Genomic DNA, 22,139 nt, shown 5'->3' on the forward strand with positions numbered 1-22,139 from the left:
GGTCCTCACGGACGTTCCGCGGCCGGCGGCGCGTACCGGCGGCGCTCCCACGGATACGCGGGCAGTGTCATGACCCGGCGCGGCAGACCGGCGAACGACGGTTCGGCACCCGGGCTCAGGAACTCGGCCACCGGGCACTCCTGGTCCTCGGCCAGCGTCTCCAGGGCGGCCCGGGCCTGCTCCTTGTCGGCTGCCGCCACCCGCACCCGGGTGGCCAGCGCCGCCCTTCCGTGAGTGAGCGTGTAGGCGAAGGCGGGGTAGTCCTCGTCCTTGACCGTGGCCAGATGTGCGGCCAGCAGCCCTGCGTAGACACGCAGCGCGGCGGGCGTACGGGCCGACACCTCGAACCCGGCGACCTGTACGGCCCGGCCGTCCGCCGGACCGGCGGACGCCTCCGGCCCGCCCAGGACGACGTGCGCGTTGGTGCCGCTCATTCCGAACGAGCTCACCCCCGCGTACGCCCCGGCCTCGGCCGGCCACGGTTCCAACCGCTCCGGCACCCGGAAGCCGGTGCCCGCGAGTTCGATCCGCGGATTGAGGGTGGTGAAGTGCGGCACGGGCGGCGCGGCCCGGTACCGCAGGCTCAGCATCGCCTTGAGCAGGCCCAGGACGCCGGCCGCCGACTCGGTGTGGCCGAGGTTCGCCTTGGCCGCCCCGAGCAGCACGGGGCCCGCACCGCCGGGGCGGCAGAGCGCCCCGGCCAGCGCCGCCACCTCGATGGGATCGCCGAGCGCCGTCCCCGTGCCGTGCGTCTCCACGTACCCGATGTCTCCCGGGCCCAGCCCGGCGTCGGCCAGAGCCCGTTCGACGAGCGCGGTCTGCGCAGCCACGCTGGGCGCGGTGAACCCCGAGGCGGCTCCGTCGTGGTTGACGGCCGACCCGTGGATCACCGCATGCACCCGGTCCCCGTCCCGCACCGCGTCCGCCAGCCGCTTCAGTACGACGACTCCGCAGCCCTCGGCACGGGTGAAGCCGTTGGCCCGTGCGTCGAACGGGCGGCACGTGCCGTCCGGCGAGAGCGCGCCCGTCCGGGCTGCGAACTCGGTGGCCCGCGGGGACAGCACCAGGTTGACCCCGCCGGCCAGCGCGATGTCGCACTCGCCCGTGGCCAGTGCCTGACGGGCCAGGTGCACCGTCACCAGGGACGACGAGCACGCGGTGTCGACCGCGGCCACCGGCCCGGTGAGCCCGAGCGTGTGCGCGAGCCGGCCCGCCGCGAAGCAGTGGCCGTTGCCGGTCGCCCAGTACACGTCGGACTCGCCGGGCATCCACTCGCGGTAGTCCTGCCCCGTGACGCCGACGTACAGCCCGCAGTTCGCGAGGGGCCGGGCCAGGCCCGCGTCCTCCAGCGCCTCCCAGGCCACTTCGAGCAGCAGCCGGTGCTGCGGGTCCAGGGCTCGGGCCTCACGCGGCGCGACGCCGAAGAACGGGGCGTCGAAGTCGAGGACCTCGTCCAGGAACCCGCCCCGGTGCGGAACGTCGTCCCAGGCGTCGGCGAAGGGGTGGCGCCGGTGCTCGGGGATGGGCCGGACCGCGTCGCCGCCGGCGGCCAGCAGCCGCCAGTAGCCGTCCATGTCGGCGACGCCGCCCGGGGCACGCAGCCCGACCCCCACGACGGCGACGGTCCGCCCCCCGCGCAGCGCGGCGAGTTCCGCGCGCAGCCCGCGGATGGTCTCCATGGCCCGGCTGACCGGCGTCGCCCCGGATGCCGTAGGTGCGCTCATCGCTTCTCCCCGTCCACGAGTTCGGCCCCCACGCGTTCCATGAGCTCCTGGGACAGGGGCCGGAGACTGGTGTACGTCCACAGCAGTGTCGGTGACAGCTTCAGGCCGAAGTCGGCCTCCAGGCGGTTGCGCAGTTCCAGGCTCATCAGTGAGTCCAGTCCGAGGGACTTGAGCGGTGTCTCGCGGTCGATGGAGTCCGCGGCGATCCGAAGCACCCGGCCTGCCAGGTGCCGCACCCGCTGCTCGACGAGGTCGGAGCGGCCCTCGGGGGCGCAGGCGGCCAGCCGTTGCCGGAACGCGCCGCCCGTGGCGGAACCGGTGGACAGGCCGGCCGCCGCCAGCCCGCTCCAGCTGGGCAGACTCGCGGTCGCCGGGAACGTCTCGAACCAGCGTTGCGCGTCGAGCTCGAGATAGCCCACGACCGTCTCGCCTGCCCGAAGGAATTCCTCCAGCGCCTGCCAGGCGTCGGCTGCCGGGAACGGGGCCATCCCGCGGTCGGCGAGACGCGCGCCCCGGTTCTCGCTGCGGGCGGCCAGTCCCATGCCGTCGAAGCTGCCCCACTGGACGCTCGTGGCCGGGCGGCCCGCGTGCCGGCGAGCGGCCGCGAGGGCGTCGAGGTAGGCGTTGGCCGCCGCGTAGGCCGCCTGGCCGACGTTGCCCACCAGCCCTGCGGCGGAGGAGAACATGACGAAGAGGTCCAGCGGGTCGTCGGCGGTCAGCCGGTCCAGGTGGCGGGCGCCGTCTGCCTTGGGTGCCAGCACCCGGGCGACCTGTCCGGCCTCCAGCCTCTGCACCACGCCGTCGTCGAGGATCCCGGCCGCGTGGAACACACCGCGCAGCGGCGGCAGTTCGGCGCGTATCCGGTGCAGGGCGGCTGCCAGTGCCGCCTCCTCGGCGACATCGGCCCGCGCCACGCTCACCCTGACACCGGCCGCACGCAGCGTCTCGACGCGGGCGGTGGCCTCCGGGCCCGGCTCCGAACGGCCCAGCAGGGCAAGGGCGGTGGCCCCGCGCTCGGCCAGATGCTCGGCGAGCGAGAGGCCGAGGTCGCCCAGGCCGCCGGTGATCAGATAGGTGCCGTCGGCGCGGAAACTCCCGTGCGGCAGCGGGTCCGCGACCACCTGGCGCACCCGGTGCGGTTCGTGCAGGACGAACTTGCCGATGTGGGCGCCGTGCGACATGGCACGCATCGCCTCGGCCGCCTGGTCGAAGGTGTACGGGATGACGGGCAGCGGCCGGATACGGCCCGCGGTGACCTCGTCCCACACCGCGTGCAGGACCCGGGCGAAGCGCTCCGGACGGCGCATCACCAGTCCTTCGAGGTCGATGGCCGCGAAGCTGGTGCCCTTGCGGAAGGTGCGCAGATCGAGTCGGCGGCCGCCGTGAATGTCCTTCTTGCCGGCTTCGAGGAAGCGGCCGTCCTCGGCCAGTACGTCGAGGCCCCGGGTCAGGGCCGCGCCCGTCAGCGAGTTGAGGACGACGTCGACGCCCCGGCCGCCGGTGAGGTCGAGCACGGCGTCGGCCCACGTCAGGTCGCGGGAGTCGAAGACGTGCCGCACGCCGAGACCGCGCAGATGGTCGCGCTTGGCCGCGCTGCCCGCCGTGGCGATCACCTCGGCGCCGAGCAGCCGGGCCACCTGGACGGCGGCGAGACCGAGACCGCCGGCCGCCGAGTGGATCAGGACGCGTTCACCCTCCTCGACCCGGGCCAGGTCGTGCAGGGCGTACCAGGCGGTGGCGACGACCAGCGGCAGCGTGGCGGCCTCGGCCTGTGACATCCCGACGGGGACGGGGCGGGCGTGTTCGGCGCTCAGCGTCAGGTGGGAGACCATCGCGCCGAACTTGCAGGCCACCACGCGGTCACCGACCAGGAACCCGGTGGTGTCCGGGCCCACCGCGACGACCCGGCCGGCGCAGTCCCCGCCCAGCAGCTCCTTGCCGCCGGACTCGTCGGGGTAGGTGCCCATCGCCTTCATCACGTCGATGAAGTTCACGGAGGTGGCGTCCACCTCGATCTCGATCTCACCGGCGCCGGGCGCACGGCGCACCAGGGGCAGGAAGCGCAGCGACTCCCACTGGCCGGGCCGGGGGCCGGGATGCAGCCGGAACGGCTGACCGGCCGTGTACGGCACGGGCGCCCCCGTGTCCGCGCCCGGTACGGCGGCGCGCTCCAGCCGGCCCGCGAAGCGCCGGCCCGCCCGGAGCACGACCTGGTCCTCCCGCTGCCTCTCGCGCAGTTCGCGCACGGCGTGCGACGCCCAGCCGTCCTCTTCCGCCCGGTCGACGAGCGTGGCGGCGAGGCCCGGATGTTCGCCGCGCAGGACGCGGGTGAAGCCCCAGTACAGGGCGGCCCCCGGGTCGGGGCACTCGTCGGCCGCTGCCTGGGCACGTGTGGTCAGCACGGTCAGGCGCGGTGCGGTGGGCCGGTCGAGGGCCGAGTTCACCAGCGCGGAGAGCTCGGTCAGCCCGGTCCGCTGCGCAGCCTCCCCGGCCGCCCGGTCGGGGGCGGCGAACACCACGTCCGTGGCGTCCGACGCCCGGCGCAGCACCCCGGCCCAGGCGTCGGGGTCGGCGGCGTCGATCTCCGGCAGAGTGATCCCTTCGACGCCCAGGACGGCCGCGAGTTCCTTCACCGCGCCGGCCGACGCCTCGGGGCCGCACACCAGCCACCGTGCCTCGGAGGCCGCCTCTTCGCCCGGCTCGACCTCGTGGAAGGCGAACCGGTGCACACGCTCAGCGGTGGGGTCGTCGTCGCCCGCCACGGCCAGGGGGCGGAGTTCGAGTCCCGTCAGCCGGACCAGGGGGCGGCGGTCGGTGTCGTACAGCCACAGGTCGAAGCGGCCGTCGGCGCGGCGGCGGGCGTGCGCCCACAGATCGGTGACCTCTGCCGGAATGCCGGGAAACAGGTCGATGCGGTCGACACCGACCGGCACGACCGTCCCCGTTTCGCCCGACAGCGGGAGCGACAGCTGCAACGCGCCGTCCCACAGGGCCGGGTGGAGCGTGAAGCTCCGGGCGCCCACCCGGCAGCCCTCGTCGAGCCTGAGCAGCCCGAGCGCCTCGTCGGCACAGACGTACAGCTCACGCAGACTGCGAAAGGCGGGGCCGTACTGCAGGCCTTGGGCGGCGCAGATCTCGTAGAAGGCTTCGGGGTCCGTGGCCTGCGCCTGGAGCAGGGCTTCCGGGAACGGGGCGGCGGGCGGGGCGTCGAGACCGTACGACACACGAGCCGTGGTGTGACGGGCCCAGGCGTCGGCACCCGTCGGCAGTGAGAGCAGCTCGACCCCGGCGCCGTCGGCCGTGTCCTCGCGCCAGAGGACGCCCAGCTTCAGGGCGTCGTCGGTCAGCGTCATGTTGCTCTGCAGGGCGAGGCCGTGCAGCGCGGACGGCAGGCCGCCGGTGCGGGTGGAGGCTGTGCCCAGGCAGAGTTCGACGGCGGCCGCGGCGGGGACGACGACCGCGTCGTGCACCCGGTGGTCGTCGAGCCAGGGATGGGCGACGGTGTCGAGGTCGAGCGTGCCGTGCCAGGTGTCCGGTTCGGCGGGCACCGGCGCGAGCGGGAGGGCGAAGGAGGCGGCGCGGTCGGCGGGCCGGCGTACGGAGTCCACCCAGTGCCGCTCCCGCTGCCACGGGTAGGTCGGCACGTGGGCGTCCCGGCCCAGCGGCACCCGCCCGAAGGGGGAGAGACCGGACACGTAGGCCCGGGCGAACGACTCCACGAGGTCCTCCGGGGCACCCCGGTCCCGGTGCAGTGTGCTCAGGAGCGCCGGCGGCTCGGGCGCCGAGGCGGCGATCTGCTCCAGCGCCGGCAGCAGCACCGGGTGGGCGCTGATCTCCACGAAGTGGGTGACGCCCTGCTCGATCAGCGGGCGGACCGCGTCGGCGAACAGCACCGGGCGGCCCAGGTTCTCCACCCAGTACGCGGCGTCCATCTCCGACCCGTTCAGCAGGAGCGTGCGCACCGTCGACATCAGCGGCACCTCCGCCCGGCGGGGCCGGACGGGGGCCAGTACCTCGTTCAGTTCGTCGGTCAGGCCCCGCATCAGCGGGCTGTGGGAGGCGTAGTCGACATCGACCAGGCGGCAGAACGTGCCGTCGGCCTCCAGGAGTTCCTTCAGCAGCAGCACCGAATCGGTCTCGCCCGACAGGACGCACGAGCGGGGGCCGTTGTGCACGGCCAGCGTCACGCTGTCCTCGAACCCCTCCAGCGCGGCGCGCGCCGCGTCCGCGTCCAGGTCCACGGCGAGCATGCGGCCGGTGCCGGCGCTGGTGCGCAGCAGGACCGCGCTGCGGCGGGCCACGACGAGGGCGGCGTCCTCCACGGACAGGATGCCGGCGACGGTCGCGGCGGCGATCTCGCCCTGGCTGTGGCCGACGACGACGTCCGGTTCGACCCCCGCGGCCCGCCAGACCTCGGCCAGCCCCACGCAGACGGCCCAGAGCACCGGCTGCACGATGTCGACCCTCTTCAGCCACGTGTCCCCGGCGCCGCCGGCGATGACGTCGGTGAGGTCCCAGTCCACGTGCGGGGCCAGGGCGGCGGCACAGCGGTCGACCGAGGCCGCGAAGACCGGGTCGCAGGCGTACAGGCGCTGGCCCATCGCCGCCCACTGCCAGCCCTGGCCGGGGAACACGAAGGCGGTACGGCCGTGCTCCCGGGCGCGGCCGGTCACGACGCCGGGGAGGACGACGTCGGGTTCGGCGGCGAACTTCGCCAGCAGGGCGTTCAGTTCGCCCGTATCGGTGGCCACCACACCTGCTCGGAACGGGAAGTGGTCGCGCTGCCACCCCAGAGCCCCTGCGAGCTTCCGGGGTTCGGCGTCGGGCCTCTCGCACGCCTGGCGCACATCGCGGGCGCGCTGGGCGAGCGCTGCCGGGACGTGACCGCTCAGCGGCATCAGGAAGGGTGCCGTCGTGTCGACGGGTGGTTCCACGACGGCCGCCCGCCCCGGCGGTGGGCCGGTGACGACGGCGTGGGAATTGGTGCCGCCCCAGCCGAAGGAACTCACGCCCAGATAGACGGGGCCGTCCTCGGGCAGCCGCAGCGGCTTCTGCACCACGTGCAGGTTGAGCTCGTCGAAGGGAATGCGCGGGTTGAGTTCGGCGGAGTGCAGGCTGGGCGGCACCACACCGTGGCGCAGGGACAGGACCGCCTTGAACAGGCCGGCGAACCCGGCGGCGGCCTCCAGATGGCCGACGTTGCTCTTCACGGACCCGACGGGCAGGGGGCGGCCGGCCCGCTGCGGGGCCTGGCCGATCACCCGGCCGATGGCCGCCGCCTCGGTCGGGTCGCCGCGCCGGGTGCCGGTGCCGTGGGCCTCGACGTAGGCGACCCGGTCCAGCGGGACGCCGGACTTCTCGTAGGCCTGGCGCAGCACGTCCTCCTGGCCCTCCAGGCTGGGTGTCACCAGGCTCGGCCCGCCGCCGTCGTTGTTGACGGCGGTGCCCACGATGACGGCGTGCACCCGGTCGCCGTCGCGCAGGGCGTGGTCGAGCCGCTTGAGGTAGACGGCTGCCGCGCCCTCGCCCCGGACGAACCCGTCGGCGCCGGCCCCGAAGGTCGCGCAGCGGGCGTTCGGGGACAGCCCGCCGAAGTGGGTCAGCCCGATTGTCACCTCGGGAGTGACCATGAGGTTGGCCGCGCCGACGAGCGCGCCTTCCACCTCGCCGAGGCGGATGGCCTGGCAGGCCAGGTGCAGGGCGACCAGCGCCGAGGAGCAGCCGGTCTCAAGGTTGAGGCTCGGACCCATCAGCCCCATGAAGTAGGAGACGCGGGCCGAGAGCATGTCCAGGGAGGTGCCGGCGATGGAGTGCTGCGAGATCGGCACGCCGCGGTTGTTGCGCAGGTTCTCGTAGTCGTGCCAGATGCCGGCGCTGTAGACACCGATGCGGGAACCGCGCAGCGAGGCGGCCGGCACGCCCGCGTCCTCCACGGCCTGCCATGCGGCCTCCAGCAGCAGCCGCTGCTGAGGGTCCATCACCGTGGCCTCGCGCGGGGAGATGCCGAAGAAGGCCGCGTCGAACTGGTCGGCGTCCGCCAGGAATCCGCCGCGGTCCTGGATCCGCTTCTTCGGGTCCAGGACCTCCTGGGCGTTCCAGCGGTCGGCCGGGACGGGGCGGATCGCGTCGCCGCCCTCGATGAGCAGCTGCCAGAAGCTGTCCAGGTCCGGGGCCTCGGGGAAGCGCCCCGCCATCCCCACGATGGCGATCTGGTCTGCCAGGTCCTGCTTCACTTCCTACCTCCTAGCCCGGTGGCCGTGGCCGGGCCGGGACGTTCGTGAGTTCTCTGGGGGCATGGGTCCCGGCGCGGGATGCGCAGGACCACCGCGGATGCGCCGGGGCGTTCGTCCGTGGTCAGGACCAGGGCTGCGGTGGCGGCGGGGAGCCGCTGGGGCGCGTCGCTCACGGCGAGCCGCGGCAGGGCGGGATCCCAGTCGGCGAGCCCCGCCGTCGCGGGCGTCACACCGTCCTGCAACGCCCGCACGGCCAGGGCGACCTGGAGCAGGGGGGTGGCGCCGGCGCAGTCCCCCACAGCGGCGCACGCGGTGAAGACCGGGGTGTCCGCGCCGAACGTCTTGGAGAGGGCGTGGGCCTCGGCCCGGTCGACCGGGCCGGAACCGTCCGCCGAGGAGCAGACGAGCCCGACGGTCCCGGGCGTGAGACCCGCCGCTGCCAGGGCGGTGTCGACGGCACGAGCCGCGGCCTCCCCGTCCGTGTCGCCGGGGACGCCCAGCGCGGTGCTCACGGCGGCGACCTCGGCGTGGATCCGGGCGCCGCGCCCGCGGGCCCGGCCGGCGTCCTCGACGACCAGGACCACCACGGCCTCGCCCGGGAGAGGACCGGTGCGGTCGGGCGCGAAGGGACGCGGCAGGCGCGCGGAACGGCCGTCGGCGCCTCGGTCCACGGCTCCCTTTCCTGCGCTTGCGCCTGTGTCCGTGCCCGCGTCTGTGTCCGTGCCCGTGCCTGCGCCCGTGTCTGCGCCCGCGAGCCTGAGCGGATCCAGCACGTCCACCGCCGCCACCAGCACCACCTCGGCCTGATCGGTGCGAACCAGGTCGGCCGCCACCATCAGGGCCTCGGCTCCGGAACAGCGGCCGGCCGTGACCGTCACGACGGGGCCCTCGGCATCCGCCGCGATGGCGAGGTCGGAGACGGCGGCGTTCAGGCTTCCTTGCGGACCGGCATACGGGCTGACCAGGTCAACCCCGAGGGTGAGACCGTCGTGGAGGACCTGCAGGTAGCCCGTCAGGCCCGCGCCCGCCGTGCCCAGGACGACACCGAGGTCCTCCGGGGCGGGCGCGCCGCCGGCGTCGAGCCCTGCGTCCTGCCAGGCCAGCAGGCCCGCCCGGGACACCAGCAGGGACTCGCGGCTCAGCGCGCGCAGCCGCCGACGGCCGAAGGCGGACACGTCGGCCAGGTCATCGGACAGCGCGGCGGCCGGCACGGGGCCCTGGCCGGGGTACAGCCCCTCGGGCGCGGCCACGGCCGTGACGGCCGAACGGCCCGTCCGCAGGCCCTCCCAGGTGGCGTCGAGGCCCGCGCCCAGCGCGGTCGCCAGTCCCACGCCGGTGATGGTGACCGATCTGCTCATCCTGCGTTCCCTCCGAAGCCGGGACGGGTGAACACGGTGCAGGCCGTGTTGCCCCCGAAACCGAACGCGTTGTTGACGGCCACGTTCAGCGGCACCTCCCGGGCAGCGCCGTACACGACGTCGACCGGGCAGACGGGGTCCGGATCGACGAGGTTGGCGGTGGGCGGGATCACACCGTCGCGCAGCGCCAGCACACAGGCCACCGCCTCGATCGCGCTGGCCGCACCCTGGGTGTGTCCGAGCGCCCCCTTCAGGGAGGTGACGGCGGGGCCGCGATCCCCGAAGACGGCTCGCACGGCCGCCGCCTCGACGCTGTCGTTCGACGGAGTGCCGGTGCCGTGCGCGCTGATGTGCCCGACCCGCTCGGGCTCCACCCCGGCCATGGCCAGGGCCCGTTCCAGGGAGCGGCGGGCGCCGCGTCCTTCCGGATGCGGTGCGGTCATGTGGTGGGCGTCGCAGGCGGACGCCCACCCGGCGAGTTCGGCGTACACGTGCGCGCCGCGTCGGCGGGCGTGCTCGTACGACTCCAGGACGAGAGCGGCGGAGCCCTCGGAGACGACCAGTCCGGAGCGGTTGCGGTCGAACGGGCGCAGCGCGTCGTCGGTGAGCGAGCGCAGGCTGGCGAACATCATCATGATGCCGCTGGACAGCTCCTCCGCCCCGCCCGCGACCATCACGTCCGCCCGGCCCGCCCGGATCGTCTCGGCGGCGTACGCGAGCGCGCTGTTGCCCGACGCGCAGGCGGTCGCCACGACCGAGCTGGGCCCGAGGAACCCGTGTTCCCGGGCGACGGCGTCCGCGAGGCCCACGACGGGGCGCGGCCTCTCGGGCCGGACGTCCGTACGGCCCGCGTCCGCGGCTGTGCCCCCGGCACGGTGAAAACGCGTCACCGCGCCTTCCAGCGCCGCCCGGTTGCCCAGCAGGGTGCCGAAGCACACCCCCGCCCGGGCCGGATCCCCGGCCCACGGGGCGAGGCCGGCGTCGGTGGTCGCAGCCGAGGCCGCAGCCACGGCCAGCCGCGTGACACGATCGCCGTCGCCGCGAGGGGCGACGAAACCCCGCACCTCACCGGCCAGCCGGCCCGCGAAGTCGGCGGCGTCCGGCCGGTCCAGCGGGCGGGTGCCGACGACCCCGCGTACAGCGGCGTCCCAGAAGTCCTCCACCGTCTCCCCGACGGGGGTGAGGACGCCGAGGCCGGTCACCACCACGCGGGCGGAGCGATCCACCACTGTGATCACCTGTGCTCCCTCAGATGCCGATTCCGCCGTCGATCTGGATGACCTGGCCCGTGATGTAGGCGGCCCGGTCCGAAGCGAGGAACGCGACCGTGTCGGCCACCTCGTCCGCCGTGCCCGTCCGCCGCAGCGGGATGTCGGCGACGATCTTCCGGCGGGCCTTCTCGTCCAGATCGACGGTCATGTCCGTCTCGATGAGCCCCGGCGCGACCACGTTGGCGCGGATGCCGAACCGGGCCACTTCCTTGGCCAGCGATTTGGAGAAGCCGACGATCCCGGCCTTCGAGGCCGCGTAGTTCGTCTGCGAGGCGCTGCCGCGCAGGCCGGCCACGGAAGACACGTTGACGATCGCGCCCCGGCGGCGCCGCATCATCGTCATGATCGATGCTCGGCACACGGTGAAGGTCCCCGTGAGGTTGGTGTCGACGACGGCGTCCCAGTGCTCCCGGTCCATCACGGCCAGGGGCATGTCCCGGACGATTCCGGCGTTGGTCACCAGTACGTCGACGGCGCCGAGACGCTCCTCGGTCTCCTCCAGCCAGGCCTGCACAGCTGCCTGGTCCGTCACGTCCACGGCGGCCCCGAACACCCGCACGCCGTGCTTCTCGGCGAGCTCCTCGAATCCGGCGTCTCCGGTGGACGGGGTGCGGTGGCAGTAACCGACGTCGTATCCGTCGGCCAGGAAGCGCTCGACGACCGCGCGGCCGATGCCGCGCGAGCCGCCGGTGACCAGGGCCGTGCGGGTGCCGGCTGTCACGAGGAGGCCTCGAACTGCTCGGTGAGCAGCGCGTAGGTCTCCTGGAGCGAGCGCACCTTCTGCAGGTTCGACTCGGCGAGCCTCACCCCGTACTTGCGCTCCAGGGTGACCAGAATCTCCAGCGCCAGCAGGGAGTCGACATCGAGTGTCTCCTTGAAGTCGGCGGTGTCGGTGACCTCGGCGATGTCGACGTCGATGACCTCGGCGATGGTGGCGCGCAGGTCTTCCAGGTCGATCGGGGTGGTGAGTTCGGGCATGACGTGTTCCTCCGGCGTGAGTACGGGCAGGGTCGGGGACAGCGGGGCGGGGAGGTCAGACGAGGCCTTCGCCGCCGTCGACATCGATGACATTGCCGGTGATCCAGGAGGAGTCACTGGCGGACAGCATGACGACGGCCTCGGCGACGTCCTCGGTCGTGGTGATCCGGCCGTGCGGGTTCGCCCCGCCGGCCCGGCCGGCCAGGGCCTCGCTGCCGGGGATGCGGATCAGGGCCGGGGTCATGGTGAGTCCGGCGCGCAGGGCGTTCACGGCGATCCCCGACGGTGCCAGTTCGACGGCCAGCTGCCGGACGTGGGAGACGAGGGCGGACTTCGCGGCGGACACCGCGCCGTAGTTCGGCATGACCCGGGCATCGCCGCGGCTGGTCAGCGCGAACACCTTGGAACCGCGGTTCAGCAGGCCCGCGGTGTACAGGTCGCGCACCCAGTAGACGAGGCTGTGGCCCATGACGTCGACCGTCATGTCCATCTGCCGGGGCGTGATCACCTCCGGCTGGTCCTCCTGCGGGATGAACGGGAGCAGGCTGCCGAACGCGAGCGAGTGCAGCAGCACCCGCACCCCGTCCGGACCGGCGAGTTCGGCCAGTTGCGCGACGACCTCGGTCCGCGTCTGCGCCCTCGCCGCATTGAGGTTGTGGAAGACGGCCTGGACGCCGAGGAGGCGCAGCTCCTCGACGAGTGCGTCGGCCTCCTCCTGCTGGGCGGTGGTGCCGAAGTGGACGCCGAAGACGTGGGCGCCCTCACGGGCCATGGCGAGGGCGGTGGCCCGGCCCATGCCGCTGGAGGCGCCGAGTATCAGGCACCAGGACCCCTTGACGGATGACAGCATGCGTTCCTCCTGCTCTGTGGATGGGTCGGTGGGAAAGAGCGCCGGCGCGTACCGGCGGGCGTCAGACCGCGGCGAAGGCGAGGTTGCCCTCGCGGGAGGCGACGACCACGGCCTCGGGGCCGGGGCGGTCCGGCCGCAGAGCGCGGGCGAGCAGCTCCATCGGGGCCAGCGCGCCCGCCCGGGCCGGGCCGGGCGCGTCCGTCACCACGGTGGTGCCGGAGCACCAGGCGCGTACCGCGTCCGCGGCCGTGCGCGCCGTGGGTGAGTCGTCGGTCACCAGGTGCAGGGACACCGGGCGCACAGGGCACACCCCGTCCAGGGCCGTCCGGACCGCGCGGGCGGCCCTGTCGCGTCCGGCCGCGGTGGCTGTGGCCCGGGGCGGCAGGAAACGCAGCGCCGTCCGTACGACGGGTCCGGCATCGGCGGCGGTCCGCGGCCGCAGGAGCAGCAGCACGGCGCCCGACTCCGGCACGGCGTCGCCGGCCCGTGGGTCGGCTGATTCGGTGGCTCCCGCGAGGACCAGGTCGCCGCGGTCCGCGGACAGCGCGCGGGAGGCCAGGTGCACCGCCTCCAGACCTGCGACCCGAGGCGAACTCACGGTGAGGTTGAAGCCCTTGAAGTGGTGTTCGGTGGACAGCTTGGCCGCGACGAGGTTCACCGAGAAGAAGGGCACTGCCATGGGGCTGAGCGTGTTGATGCCCCCGGCGCGTACGGCCCCTTCGATGTCGGCGTGCAGTGCGGTCACGGCGCAGTTGGTGCCGACCACGATCCCGCGCCGATCCTCGGCATGGTGCTCCGGCTCGGCTTCCGCCAGCGCCTCCCGGGCGGCCGCCAGCAGATAGTGGCAGGCCTCGGGCACGTACCGGTAACCGCGCCCGAGGCGGGCGCGGTGGTCGAACCACTGTCCGCCCGGCGGGAGCTGCACGGGCGGTACGACGACACCGACGCCGTCGACCGTCGCCTCGGCCACGTCACGGCCGGTCATCGGGACTCGCCCCCGAACACCAGCGAGACGTTGCTGCCGCCGAACGCGTAGGCGCTGAGCAGGATCCGGGGCCGCTCCAGCGGTACGGGGCCGGTCCGCGGCAGCCACACTCCGCACGCGGGGTCCTGCCGTTCGGGTGCGATGTTCGCGGGAACGAGCGCGTGCCGCGTCATCAGGGCGGCCGCCACGACCGCGAACGCGGCTGCCGCGCCCGCGGTGTGTCCGATGAACGCCTTCAGGCTGAACAGCGGGACCCGCTCCAGGTGTTCGCCGAGCACCTCGCGCAGGACGTGGCTCTCCAGCACGTCGTTGTGCTCGGTCCCGGTGCCGTGCGGCACCACGCAGCCGATGTCGGCGGGACCGTCCGCCGCCGCCCGCATGGCCTCGCGGGCAGCCCGCAGGGGCTGATCACCCGCCGGGTCCGGTGCGGTGAGGTGATGGGCGTCGCAGCTCCATCCGGTGCCGCGCAGCAGGCCGTACGACGGCCTGCCCGCCGCGGCCCGCGCAGACTGCACGACGAGCATCGCCGCGCCCTCCCCGAACACGGTGCCCCGGCGGTCGGCGTCGAACGGACGGCACCGCTCGGGATCGTTCGCCCCGAGCCTGCTGAAGGCTGCCAGCGGCGCCCAGGACAGCGCCTCCGCCCCTCCGACCAGCACGGTGTCGGCCTCGCCGCGGCGCACGAGGTCCATGGCGACCGACAGGGCGTACCCACTGGCTGCGCAGGCGTTGCTCACGTTGATGTTGGTGCCGAACGCGCCGAGTTCGCCGCCGACCTCGGAGGCGAGCCGGAAGACAGGCGTCCACTCGGCCGCCGGGGACGACAAGCCGTCGCGCTCCCCGCCCTCACCGCCCGCGGTGCCGATGACCACCGCCATGTCGGCGGCCTCGTCCTCGCCGAGCCCGGCGTCGGCCACGGCCTGCCGGGCCGCGTGCAGCGCGAGCCGGGTGGCCCGGCCGTACGGCTGACCGGCCTCCGGCGACCACTCCGGCCCGTCCGGGACCTGGTAGGCGAGGACGTCGGGCACCCGCTCGGTCAGCCCTGTCACCGGGGTCGGGCGCGGGGCCGCCGAGGTCAGCCCGGTCCAGAACGCCTCCACACCCGTGCCGAGGCAGCTGACCGCACCGAGCCCCGTGACGTGGACCTCCGTGGTGGTGGCCGTCATGCTCAGCTCACCTCCGCGGAGGCGGCGGACTCGCTCACGAACGCGTGAACGGCGTCGGCGAACGCGCGCGGCCGTTCCGCCATCGGGAAGTGCCCGCAGTCGTCGAGCAGGCGCACCCGGCCCCGGAGCAGCGATCCGGCCAGGGCGACGGCCTCCTCCGGCAGGGCGAACCGGTCGTCACGGCCGGCCACCGCGAGGACGGGCAGGTCGAGTGCGGCGGTGTCGAGGAAGGGGCTGCGCAGGTAACTGTCGTAGAAGCGGAACCAGCCGTAGGGGCCGACCCGGTCGCGTACCAGCAGGGCCATGTCGCGGCGCATCCCGGGGTCCAGCGCACGCGTCGAGGCGAGGCGCAGCGCCTCGTCGAACACGTCCGGGAAGATGCTCAGATAGTGCTGGGCGGTGTCCCAGTGGAAGTCTGCCGGATCGCGCCGGTGGAAGGGCGAGACCACCACGAGCGCACCGGGGCGGCTGTCCGGGGGAGCGGCGGCCAGGTGTTCCAGCGCCAGAAGTGCGGAGTAGGAGTGGGCGATCAGGACGTCGACGCCCCCGGGCACCTCGGCCATGGCCGCGCCGATCCAGTCGGCCGGGTCGCCACCCGGCAGGCTCCACGCGGGTGCGCCGGCCTGCCCCCAGGGCAGTTCCGCGGTCCACAGCTCGACGTCGGGCGCGGCATGCTGCTCGTACGCGCTCCAGGTGGTGTCCGTGGCTGCCAGTCCGTGCAGGGCCAGCGTGCGCACGGGGCGTTCGTCCGTCGTGGCCCGGGCTCTCCGGACGACGACATGAATTCCGCTCATGGCTACCCCGCTCACAACTCATCGATGGCCCGGCGGCTATTCGCCATACGGCCGCAGCCCGAGCAGGATTGGAGCGTAGATAGCACCTCTTAACCGTCGCTTAACACCTGATTGGCATGCTCGACGACGGCTGGACGCAGAGCCGTTGCCCTGCGTTCCAAAGGAGTTCGTAAGTCAGCTTTAAGGACTCCGAATTACGCTGCCAGGCGCTCGGGCAGTTCCGGGGTTTCCAACGGATCGCATGCGGCAGGCCCGGCACGGACCAACGGAGGAGTGGCCTGATGCTCGACAAGGTGATCGATCGGCTGCACGACCCCGCGGTGTACGCGATGCCCGCGATGGCGCTGCTGATCGTGATCGAGCTGCTGGCGATCAAGTTCGGTGACGACCCCGACGGGCGGGAGGGCTACAGCCTGCGTGACCACCGGGCGAGCATCATCACCGGTCTCGGCGCGCTGGTGTCGTCCACGCTGCTGCGCACCGTCGCGCTGGCGCTGTACCTCCTGGTCTACGAGTACGTGGCGCCCTGGCATCTGTCGTCGACGGCCTGGACGACCTGGTTCGTCGTCTTCTGGGGCGTCGAGTTCCTGCTCTACTGGTACCACCGGGCCGCACACGCCATCCGGCTCATCTGGGCCGGTCACCAGGTCCACCACTCCAGCCAGTACCTGAACCTGTCCACCGCGCTCCGCCGCAAGTGGGCGCAGTGGTTCGAGAAGATGGTCTGGCTGCCGCTGCCCCTGCTCGGTGTCCACCCCGCCCTGGTCTTCACGATGCACTCCGTGCACCTGCTGTGGGGCCTGTTCGCGCACACGGAGAAGATCGGCAAGCTGCCGCGGCCCATCGAGTTCGCCTTCGTGACGCCCTCGCACCACCGGGTCCACCACGGCATCGACCCGGAGTACCTGGACAAGAACTTCGGCAGCATCCTCATCATCTGGGACCGGATCTTCGGCACCTTCCAGCCCGAGGTGCAGCGGCCGACCTACGGCCTGACCAAGCAGCTGGAGACCTTCAGCATCTGGAAGATCCAGTTGCACGAGTTCGCCAACATGGTGCGGGACGTGCGCCAGGCCACGACCGTCCGGCACAAGCTGGGCCACGTCTTCGGCCCGCCCGGCTGGAAGCCCGCCGCCGACACCGGCGCCGGCCCCGGCGACCGTCCCGAGCCCACGTCCGCACCGGTGGAGATGCCCGGAGCGGCCACGTGACCCAACAGGACGGCGTGGCGCGGCCCGAGGCGGCGGAAGCCGCCCGGGGCGGCCTGCGCGGCCATCCCTGGCTGACCGTCCTGACCCTGTCCGTCGGCGCGATGATGGTCTCGCTGGACACGACGATCGTCACGGTCGCCCAGCCGGCCATGCAGGCGGACCTGCACACGGATCTCACCGGCGTCCAGTGGGTCACCGACGCCTACCTCGTGGCCGTGGCCGCGCTCCTGATCACCGCGGGCCGGCTCGGTGACCGCTTCGGACACCGCACGGTGTTCCTGGTGGGCGCCGCGGGTTTCACCGCCGCGTCGGTGGCCATCGGCCTGTCCTCCAGCCTGGGCTGGGTGGTCGCTCTGCGCGTGGTGCAGGGCGTCTTCGGCGCGCTGATGCAGCCCGCCACGCTCGGGCTGCTGCGCAGTGCGTTCCCGCCCGACCGGCTGAATCAGCCCATCGCGGTCCGCAGCGCCGTCATCGCCGCCTCCACCGCCGCCGGTCCGGTGGTCGGCGGCCTGCTCGTCGAACACGCCCACTGGGGTTGGGTGTTCTTCCTCAACGTTCCGTTCGGTGCCGTCGCCCTGGTGCTGGGCGTCATCGTCCTCGGCGATGTGCGCGAGGAGGCCCCGGGCGGCCGCCTCGACCTCGTCGGGATGCTGCTGGTGGCCGGTTCCCTGGCGTCGTTGGCGTGGGGCCTGGCCGTGGTGGCGGACGTGGGCTGGACCGACGTGGAGACGGTGCCCTATCTCGTCGTGGGCGCGGTGCTCGGCGGCGCCTTCGTCGTGTGGGAGCGGCGCAGCACGCACCCGTTGGTGCCGCTGAGGATGTTCCGCTCGGCGCCGTTCACCTCGGGCGTCGTCACGATGGCCGTGATGGGATGCGTGATGGTCGGCGCGCCCTTCGTGCTGATCTTCTACCTGCAGAACGTGCTCGGTCTCTCGCCCGCCGAATCAGGTGTCCGGGTCCTGAGCCTGACGCTGCTGATGATCGTGGGCGCGGTGCCCGCGGCGATCTGGATCGGCAAGGCGGGCCCGCGGATCCCGGTGGCTGCCGGACTGGCCGTCATCGCCGTGTCGATGTGCGCCCTGGCCGGACTCGACGCGCACTCCGGCACGGTGCGCACGACCCTGTGCTTCCTGCTGCTGGGCCTCGGCTTCAGCCCGGTCATGGTGGGCGGCACGAAGCTCGTCATGAGCAACTCCCCGAAGGAGCTCTCCGGGGTGGCCGGCGGGATGCAGCAGACAGCCATGCAGGTCGGGGGCAGCCTCGGCATCGCGGTCGTCAGCGCCATCGTCATGACCTACACGGCGGACCGCCTGCCGTCGCGGCTCGCGGCCGCCGGGGTCGTGCTGCCGCCGGACCGGACGGAGCAGGCCGTGCAGTCGGTGGCCGTCGGTCTGCCACCGGACCTCGGCACCGGTGCGGCCGCCCCCGGCGTGCTGGAGCGGGTCGGCCAGTCGGTGTTCCTCGGGGGAATGCAGTACGCGCTGCTGGCAACGGCCGCCGTGGCGGTGCTGGGGGCCGTCGTGGTGGCACGGGCCCGGCAGGACTGAACCGGCAGCGCATCGAAGAGGAATCCCCGTCGTGCCGCCGAATCATCTCCTCAGATTTTCCCGCCGGCCGCGCTTTACATTCCACCGATCTTCAATCATCCAGTCAATCGTCGATTTCAGGGCTGCCCCAATGGTGCTGCGCCCTTACGCGTAAGGAGAATGCGGCATGGGTGCTGCAACGACGGATATCCAGCGGGCGGCCGGAGTCTCGGGGGCGAGGCAACTGCGTGAACTGTTCGCCCGTCCCGGGGCCGTGCGGCTGGTCGGCGCACACAACCCGCTGGGCGCCCGGCTGGCCGAACGCGCCGGATTCGACGGCGTCTGGTCGAGCGGCCTGGAGGTGTCGGCCTCGCAGGGCGTTCCGGACACCGACATCCTGACGATGAGCGAACTGCTCGGCGTGGCCTCCTCACTGGCCGCCGCGGTCGACGTCCCGGTCGTGGCCGACTGTGACGCCGGCTACGGCAACGCGCACAACGTGATGCACATGATCCGCCGCTACGAAGCAGCCGGCATCGCCGCCGTGTCGATCGAGGACAAACGGTTCCCGAAGGTCAACAGCTTCATCCCGGGCCGGCAGGAACTCGCCCCCGTGGGTGAGTTCTGCGGCAAGCTCACCGCGGCCAAGAGCGCGCAGCGCCACCCCGACCTGATGGTCATCGCCCGGATCGAGGCACTGATCGCGGGCTGGGGCCTGGACGAGGCGCTCTCCCGCGGGGAGGCCTACGCCCGAGCGGGCGCCGACGCCGTGCTGATCCACGCCAAGGGATCCTCGCCGGAGCCGATCCTGGAATTCCTCGCGCAGTGGTCGCTGCCGACCCCGGTGGTCGTGGTGCCGACGACCTACCACACCATCACGGCCACCGAACTCGCCGAGGCCGGCGCCAAGATGATCATCTACGCCAACCACGGTCTGCGGGCCGGCATCACCGCCGTGTCCGACACCTTCGCGTCGATTCTGCGGGATGACCGCACCACCGGCATCGAGGACCGCATCGCCCCGCTGGCCACCGTCTTCGACCTCCAGGGCATGGACGAACAGAAGCGTCACGAGGCCGAGTTCGTCACCGCGTACGAGACCCGTCCCCGCGCGGCCGTGCTCCCCGGGCCCGCCGACGCCGCGCCCCTGCCCTTGCGCGACCACCGCACCACGGCCCTGCGCCGCTCGGGCGCCGAGGACATCACGGTCACCGGCGCGGACGGCGACCCCTCGGTCGTGGATGCGCTGCTCGGTCTGCCGGAGGCACACCACGGCCCCACCCTGGTCGTGTGCGGCGACGTGCTCGTCGAGGCCGAGCCGCTGCGGCTGCTCGCGGCGGCCGACGCCGACGTCGCCGTCCTCGCGGACGTGTCGGCCACGCCGCGGCGGGACGACGGGCTGCCGCTCGCGCTGAGCTCCGTGGCACAGGGCGGCCGCAGGGTCGTACAGGGCGGTGCCGGTGAGGTCGTGGGCATCGGACAGCCCGACTCCGACGGGGAGTTCGCCGGAGCCGCCGTCTTCTCCCCGCAGGGCTTCGCCGCACTGCGCGCGGCCGCCGAGAAGCGGCGTGCCGACGCCGTCCCGGCCACCCTGTCCGACCTGATCGCGGATCTGCTCGCCGCCGGGGAACGGGTCCGCGCGGTCGAGATAGCCTCCGGCTGGCTGGAACTGCGTACCGCCGACGACGCCGAGCGGGCCACGGCACTGTTCGCGGTGCCGGAGGCGGGACGTTGAGCACCACGATCGCCGCACAGCTCGCCGCGGACGGCGTCGTTTCGCTGCTCAAGGACCGTGGCCTCGGGCCCTTCACCGGTGTGCCCTGCTCGTTCCTGGGCCCGGTCATCAGCTGCCTGCAGGCGGAGCACCCCGAGGACTACGTCATCTGCGCCAACGAGGGCGAGGCGGTGGCCATCGCGGCGGGTGCCCGGCTGGCCGGCCGCAGCCCGGTGGTCATCCTGCAGAACTCCGGACTCGGCAACGCCGTCAACCCGCTCACCTCGCTGTGCCACACACTGCGGCTGCCGGTCCTGCTCCTGGTCACCTGGCGTGGCCGCCCGGGACAGCCGGACGAGCCGCAGCACGAACTGATGGGCGCGATCACTCCCGAGATGCTCACCTCGATGGGCATCCGCAACGAGCTGCTCCCGCAGACCCTCCCGGAGCTCGCCGACCGCCTGGACGGCGCCCTCGCGCACATGGCCGCCACCGGACTGCCGTTCGCCTTCGTCGTACCCAAGGGAGCCATCGCCCCCCGCCCGGCCGCCGCGGCCGGCACGGCGGACCCGCGCGGGCACCGCATGCTGCGGTCCGAGGCGATCGGCCGGATCGTCGAGTCCATGGACCCGGCGACCCTGCTGGTCGCGACCACCGGCAAGACCTCCCGCGAGCTGGAGCACGCATTCGACCGGCCCGAGAACCTCTACATCGTCGGCTCCATGGGCTGCGCCTCCAGCGTGGCTCTCGGTGTGGCGATGCACGCGGCGCCCGGACGCCAGGTCGCGGTTCTCGACGGCGACGGCGCGGCACTGATGCGGCTGGAGGCCATGGCGGCGATCGGCCGCCAGACCCGAACGGACCTGTGTCACATCCTTCTTGACAATGAGTCCTACGAATCCACCGGAGGCCAGCCGACCGCCTCGGCGGGCGTGGACTTCTGCGCCGTCGCCGCCGCGAGCGGCTACCGCGCCACGTACGAGGTGTCGGACGCGGAGCAGCTGCGCACCGCGGTGCGCACCGCCCAGGCCGAGGGCGGCGCCCAGCTGATCCGGGTCTGGATCAGACCGGGTTCGGACCCCGCGCTGGGCCGGCCCGCGCTCCGCCCGCCGCAGTCGGCGGCCCGATTCATGGAGGTGCTCGCCCAGTGATCGCTCCCGTATCCGTCCCCGCGGCCGATGCCGCCGGACGACTGGTCCTGATGAACCCCGGACCGGTCACCCTCGACGAGCGGGTCCGCGCCGCGCTCGCCGGCCCCGACCTGTGCCACCGGGAACCGGAGTTCACGGATCTGCTGGCCGGGATCCGGCACAAGACGACCCTGGTGGCCGGTGGCGGCGACGCGCACACCTCGGTGCTCCTCACGGGGTCCGGGACCTCGGCCGTCGAGGCGGCGATCAGTTCGGTCGTCGCGCCGGACGGCGGGCTGCTCGTCATCGACAACGGCCACTACGGGGAGCGGTTCGAGCACATCGCCGCCGCGTACGGCATACGCACCCACCGGCTGGAGCTGGGCTGGGCCACGCCGGTCGACCTGATCCGGGTCGAGCAGGCCCTGGCCGCGGACCCCGGGCTGACCCATGTGGGCATGGTGCAGCACGAGACCAGTACGGGCATGCTCAACGACGTCGCCGCCGTGGCCCGGATCGCCCACGAACACGGTCGCGAGCTGATCGTGGACGCCGTCAGCAGTGTGGGCGCCGAACTCGTCTCGCTGTCCGGGGACGGTGTCGACTGGCTGTGCGGATCGGCGAACAAGTGCCTTGAGGGGGCTCCCGGACTGGCTTTCGTCAGCGCCGGCAGAAGGGCGTTCGAGCAGCTGGCCGACCGCCCGAAGCGCACCTACTACCTGGACCTGCACCGGCACTACACGGCCCAGGAGAAGTCCGGCCTGCCCGCCTTCACCCCCGGCATACCGGCTTGTTACGCCTTCGACGCGGCGCTCGACCTGGCCCTCGCCGAAGGGCGCGAGGGCCGGCACGCCCGCTACGCCGCGCTGGCCGAGCGGCTGCGCGCGGGCCTGGAGGCTCTCGGCCTCGAACTGCTGCTGCCGCCCGGGCAGCGCGCAGTGGGGCTGACCGCGCTGCGCCTGCCCGCGGGGACCGGTTACGAGGAACTCCACCGGGGCCTGCGCGACGCCGGGTTCGTCATCTACCGGGCTCAGGAGCGGCTGGCCGCGGACCACTGGCGACTGTCGACGATGGGCCGGATCACCGTCGCGGACATCGACCGCTTCCTGTCCGTGCTCGCGGACATCCTGCGGGTTCCGGGCCATGAACCGCTCACCGATCCGGCTGGCGGCCGGCCCGGCCGACACGCCTGACACCGC

15 protein-coding genes are annotated in these 22,139 nt (G+C 73.3%); 5 read left to right on the forward strand and 10 right to left on the reverse strand.

Going from position 1 to position 22,139, the window contains the following annotated elements; translation table 11 throughout:
* Positions 1-5 precede the first annotated feature (5 nt).
* The 10 genes from ACGFZA_RS33050 to ACGFZA_RS33095 form a co-directional block, all read right to left on the reverse strand.
* Positions 6-1,724 (reverse strand): beta-ketoacyl synthase N-terminal-like domain-containing protein, encoded by a 1,719-nt coding sequence (locus tag ACGFZA_RS33050; RefSeq protein ID WP_393684040.1) that lies wholly within the window; start codon positions 1,722-1,724, stop codon positions 6-8.
* Positions 1,721-7,957 carry an SDR family NAD(P)-dependent oxidoreductase gene (locus tag ACGFZA_RS33055; protein ID WP_393684042.1) on the reverse strand — a complete coding sequence of 2,079 codons (6,237 nt, stop codon included), beginning with the start codon at positions 7,955-7,957 and terminating at the stop codon, positions 1,721-1,723. Before ACGFZA_RS33055 ends, ACGFZA_RS33050 begins: the two co-directional genes overlap by 4 nt.
* The gene (locus ACGFZA_RS33060; RefSeq protein ID WP_393684044.1) at positions 7,954-9,315 is read right to left on the reverse strand and encodes a beta-ketoacyl synthase N-terminal-like domain-containing protein; all 1,362 of its coding nucleotides are present in this window, start codon (positions 9,313-9,315) and stop codon (positions 7,954-7,956) included. Before ACGFZA_RS33060 ends, ACGFZA_RS33055 begins: the two co-directional genes overlap by 4 nt.
* Positions 9,312-10,553 carry a beta-ketoacyl-[acyl-carrier-protein] synthase family protein gene (locus tag ACGFZA_RS33065; protein WP_393684046.1) on the reverse strand — a complete coding sequence of 414 codons (1,242 nt, stop codon included), beginning with the start codon at positions 10,551-10,553 and terminating at the stop codon, positions 9,312-9,314. Before ACGFZA_RS33065 ends, ACGFZA_RS33060 begins: the two co-directional genes overlap by 4 nt.
* A 10-nt stretch (positions 10,554-10,563) precedes the next feature.
* The gene (gene fabG / locus ACGFZA_RS33070; RefSeq protein ID WP_385277277.1) at positions 10,564-11,307 is read right to left on the reverse strand and encodes a 3-oxoacyl-[acyl-carrier-protein] reductase; all 744 of its coding nucleotides are present in this window, start codon (positions 11,305-11,307) and stop codon (positions 10,564-10,566) included.
* Complete coding sequence (locus ACGFZA_RS33075) at positions 11,304-11,564, reverse strand: acyl carrier protein (RefSeq protein ID WP_385277279.1); 261 nt, start codon at positions 11,562-11,564, stop codon at positions 11,304-11,306. Before ACGFZA_RS33075 ends, fabG begins: the two co-directional genes overlap by 4 nt.
* 55 nt (positions 11,565-11,619) lie before the next feature.
* Positions 11,620-12,414 carry an SDR family oxidoreductase gene (locus ACGFZA_RS33080; protein ID WP_385277281.1) on the reverse strand — a complete coding sequence of 265 codons (795 nt, stop codon included), beginning with the start codon at positions 12,412-12,414 and terminating at the stop codon, positions 11,620-11,622.
* A 61-nt stretch (positions 12,415-12,475) separates the two neighbouring features.
* Complete coding sequence (locus tag ACGFZA_RS33085; protein WP_393684049.1) at positions 12,476-13,399, reverse strand: beta-ketoacyl synthase N-terminal-like domain-containing protein; 924 nt, start codon at positions 13,397-13,399, stop codon at positions 12,476-12,478.
* Positions 13,396-14,565: a beta-ketoacyl-[acyl-carrier-protein] synthase family protein gene (locus tag ACGFZA_RS33090; protein WP_385277285.1), complete on the reverse strand. Its 1,170-nt coding sequence runs from the start codon at positions 14,563-14,565 to the stop codon at positions 13,396-13,398. The genes ACGFZA_RS33085 and ACGFZA_RS33090 overlap by 4 nt, the downstream gene beginning before the upstream one ends.
* Before the next feature lie 2 nt (positions 14,566-14,567).
* Positions 14,568-15,359 (reverse strand): alpha/beta fold hydrolase, encoded by a 792-nt coding sequence (locus ACGFZA_RS33095; protein ID WP_385277287.1) that lies wholly within the window; start codon positions 15,357-15,359, stop codon positions 14,568-14,570.
* 281 nt (positions 15,360-15,640) lie between these two features.
* Here ACGFZA_RS33095 and ACGFZA_RS33100 point away from each other — a divergent pair, with 281 nt between their 5' ends.
* From ACGFZA_RS33100 to ACGFZA_RS33120, 5 genes are all read left to right on the forward strand, one after another.
* Positions 15,641-16,570 (forward strand): sterol desaturase family protein, encoded by a 930-nt coding sequence (locus tag ACGFZA_RS33100; protein ID WP_393684052.1) that lies wholly within the window; start codon positions 15,641-15,643, stop codon positions 16,568-16,570.
* A complete protein-coding gene (locus ACGFZA_RS33105; protein WP_393684054.1) occupies positions 16,567-18,117 on the forward strand; it encodes a DHA2 family efflux MFS transporter permease subunit in 1,551 nt (516 codons plus the stop codon). The genes ACGFZA_RS33100 and ACGFZA_RS33105 overlap by 4 nt, the downstream gene beginning before the upstream one ends.
* A 166-nt stretch (positions 18,118-18,283) precedes the next feature.
* Complete coding sequence (locus ACGFZA_RS33110) at positions 18,284-19,831, forward strand: isocitrate lyase/phosphoenolpyruvate mutase family protein (RefSeq protein ID WP_385277293.1); 1,548 nt, start codon at positions 18,284-18,286, stop codon at positions 19,829-19,831.
* On the forward strand, positions 19,828-20,961 hold the full coding sequence (gene aepY, locus ACGFZA_RS33115; RefSeq protein WP_393684056.1) for a phosphonopyruvate decarboxylase: 1,134 nt from the start codon (positions 19,828-19,830) through the stop codon (positions 20,959-20,961). The genes ACGFZA_RS33110 and aepY overlap by 4 nt, the downstream gene beginning before the upstream one ends.
* Positions 20,958-22,133 carry a pyridoxal-phosphate-dependent aminotransferase family protein gene (locus ACGFZA_RS33120; protein WP_385277298.1) on the forward strand — a complete coding sequence of 392 codons (1,176 nt, stop codon included), beginning with the start codon at positions 20,958-20,960 and terminating at the stop codon, positions 22,131-22,133. Before aepY ends, ACGFZA_RS33120 begins: the two co-directional genes overlap by 4 nt.
* Positions 22,134-22,139: the final 6 nt, after the last annotated feature.

This window comes from Streptomyces sp. NPDC048211, from assembly GCF_043202315.1.
Classification (GTDB): domain Bacteria; phylum Actinomycetota; class Actinomycetes; order Streptomycetales; family Streptomycetaceae; genus Streptomyces.

Excerpts from the sequence above, each read along its gene's own strand:
- ACGFZA_RS33050 (WP_393684040.1), bottom strand. The coding sequence starts at position 1,724 with ATGAGCGCACCTACGGCATCCGGGGCGACGCCGGTCAGCCGGGCCATG.
- ACGFZA_RS33060 (WP_393684044.1), bottom strand. The coding sequence starts at position 9,315 with ATGAGCAGATCGGTCACCATCACCGGCGTGGGACTGGCGACCGCGCTG.
- ACGFZA_RS33075 (WP_385277279.1), bottom strand. The coding sequence starts at position 11,564 with ATGCCCGAACTCACCACCCCGATCGACCTGGAAGACCTGCGCGCCACC.
- ACGFZA_RS33080 (WP_385277281.1), bottom strand. The coding sequence starts at position 12,414 with ATGCTGTCATCCGTCAAGGGGTCCTGGTGCCTGATACTCGGCGCCTCC.
- ACGFZA_RS33085 (WP_393684049.1), bottom strand. The coding sequence starts at position 13,399 with ATGACCGGCCGTGACGTGGCCGAGGCGACGGTCGACGGCGTCGGTGTC.
- ACGFZA_RS33090 (WP_385277285.1), bottom strand. The coding sequence starts at position 14,565 with ATGACGGCCACCACCACGGAGGTCCACGTCACGGGGCTCGGTGCGGTC.
- ACGFZA_RS33095 (WP_385277287.1), bottom strand. The coding sequence starts at position 15,359 with ATGAGCGGAATTCATGTCGTCGTCCGGAGAGCCCGGGCCACGACGGAC.
- ACGFZA_RS33100 (WP_393684052.1), top strand. The coding sequence starts at position 15,641 with ATGCTCGACAAGGTGATCGATCGGCTGCACGACCCCGCGGTGTACGCG.
- ACGFZA_RS33110 (WP_385277293.1), top strand. The coding sequence starts at position 18,284 with ATGGGTGCTGCAACGACGGATATCCAGCGGGCGGCCGGAGTCTCGGGG.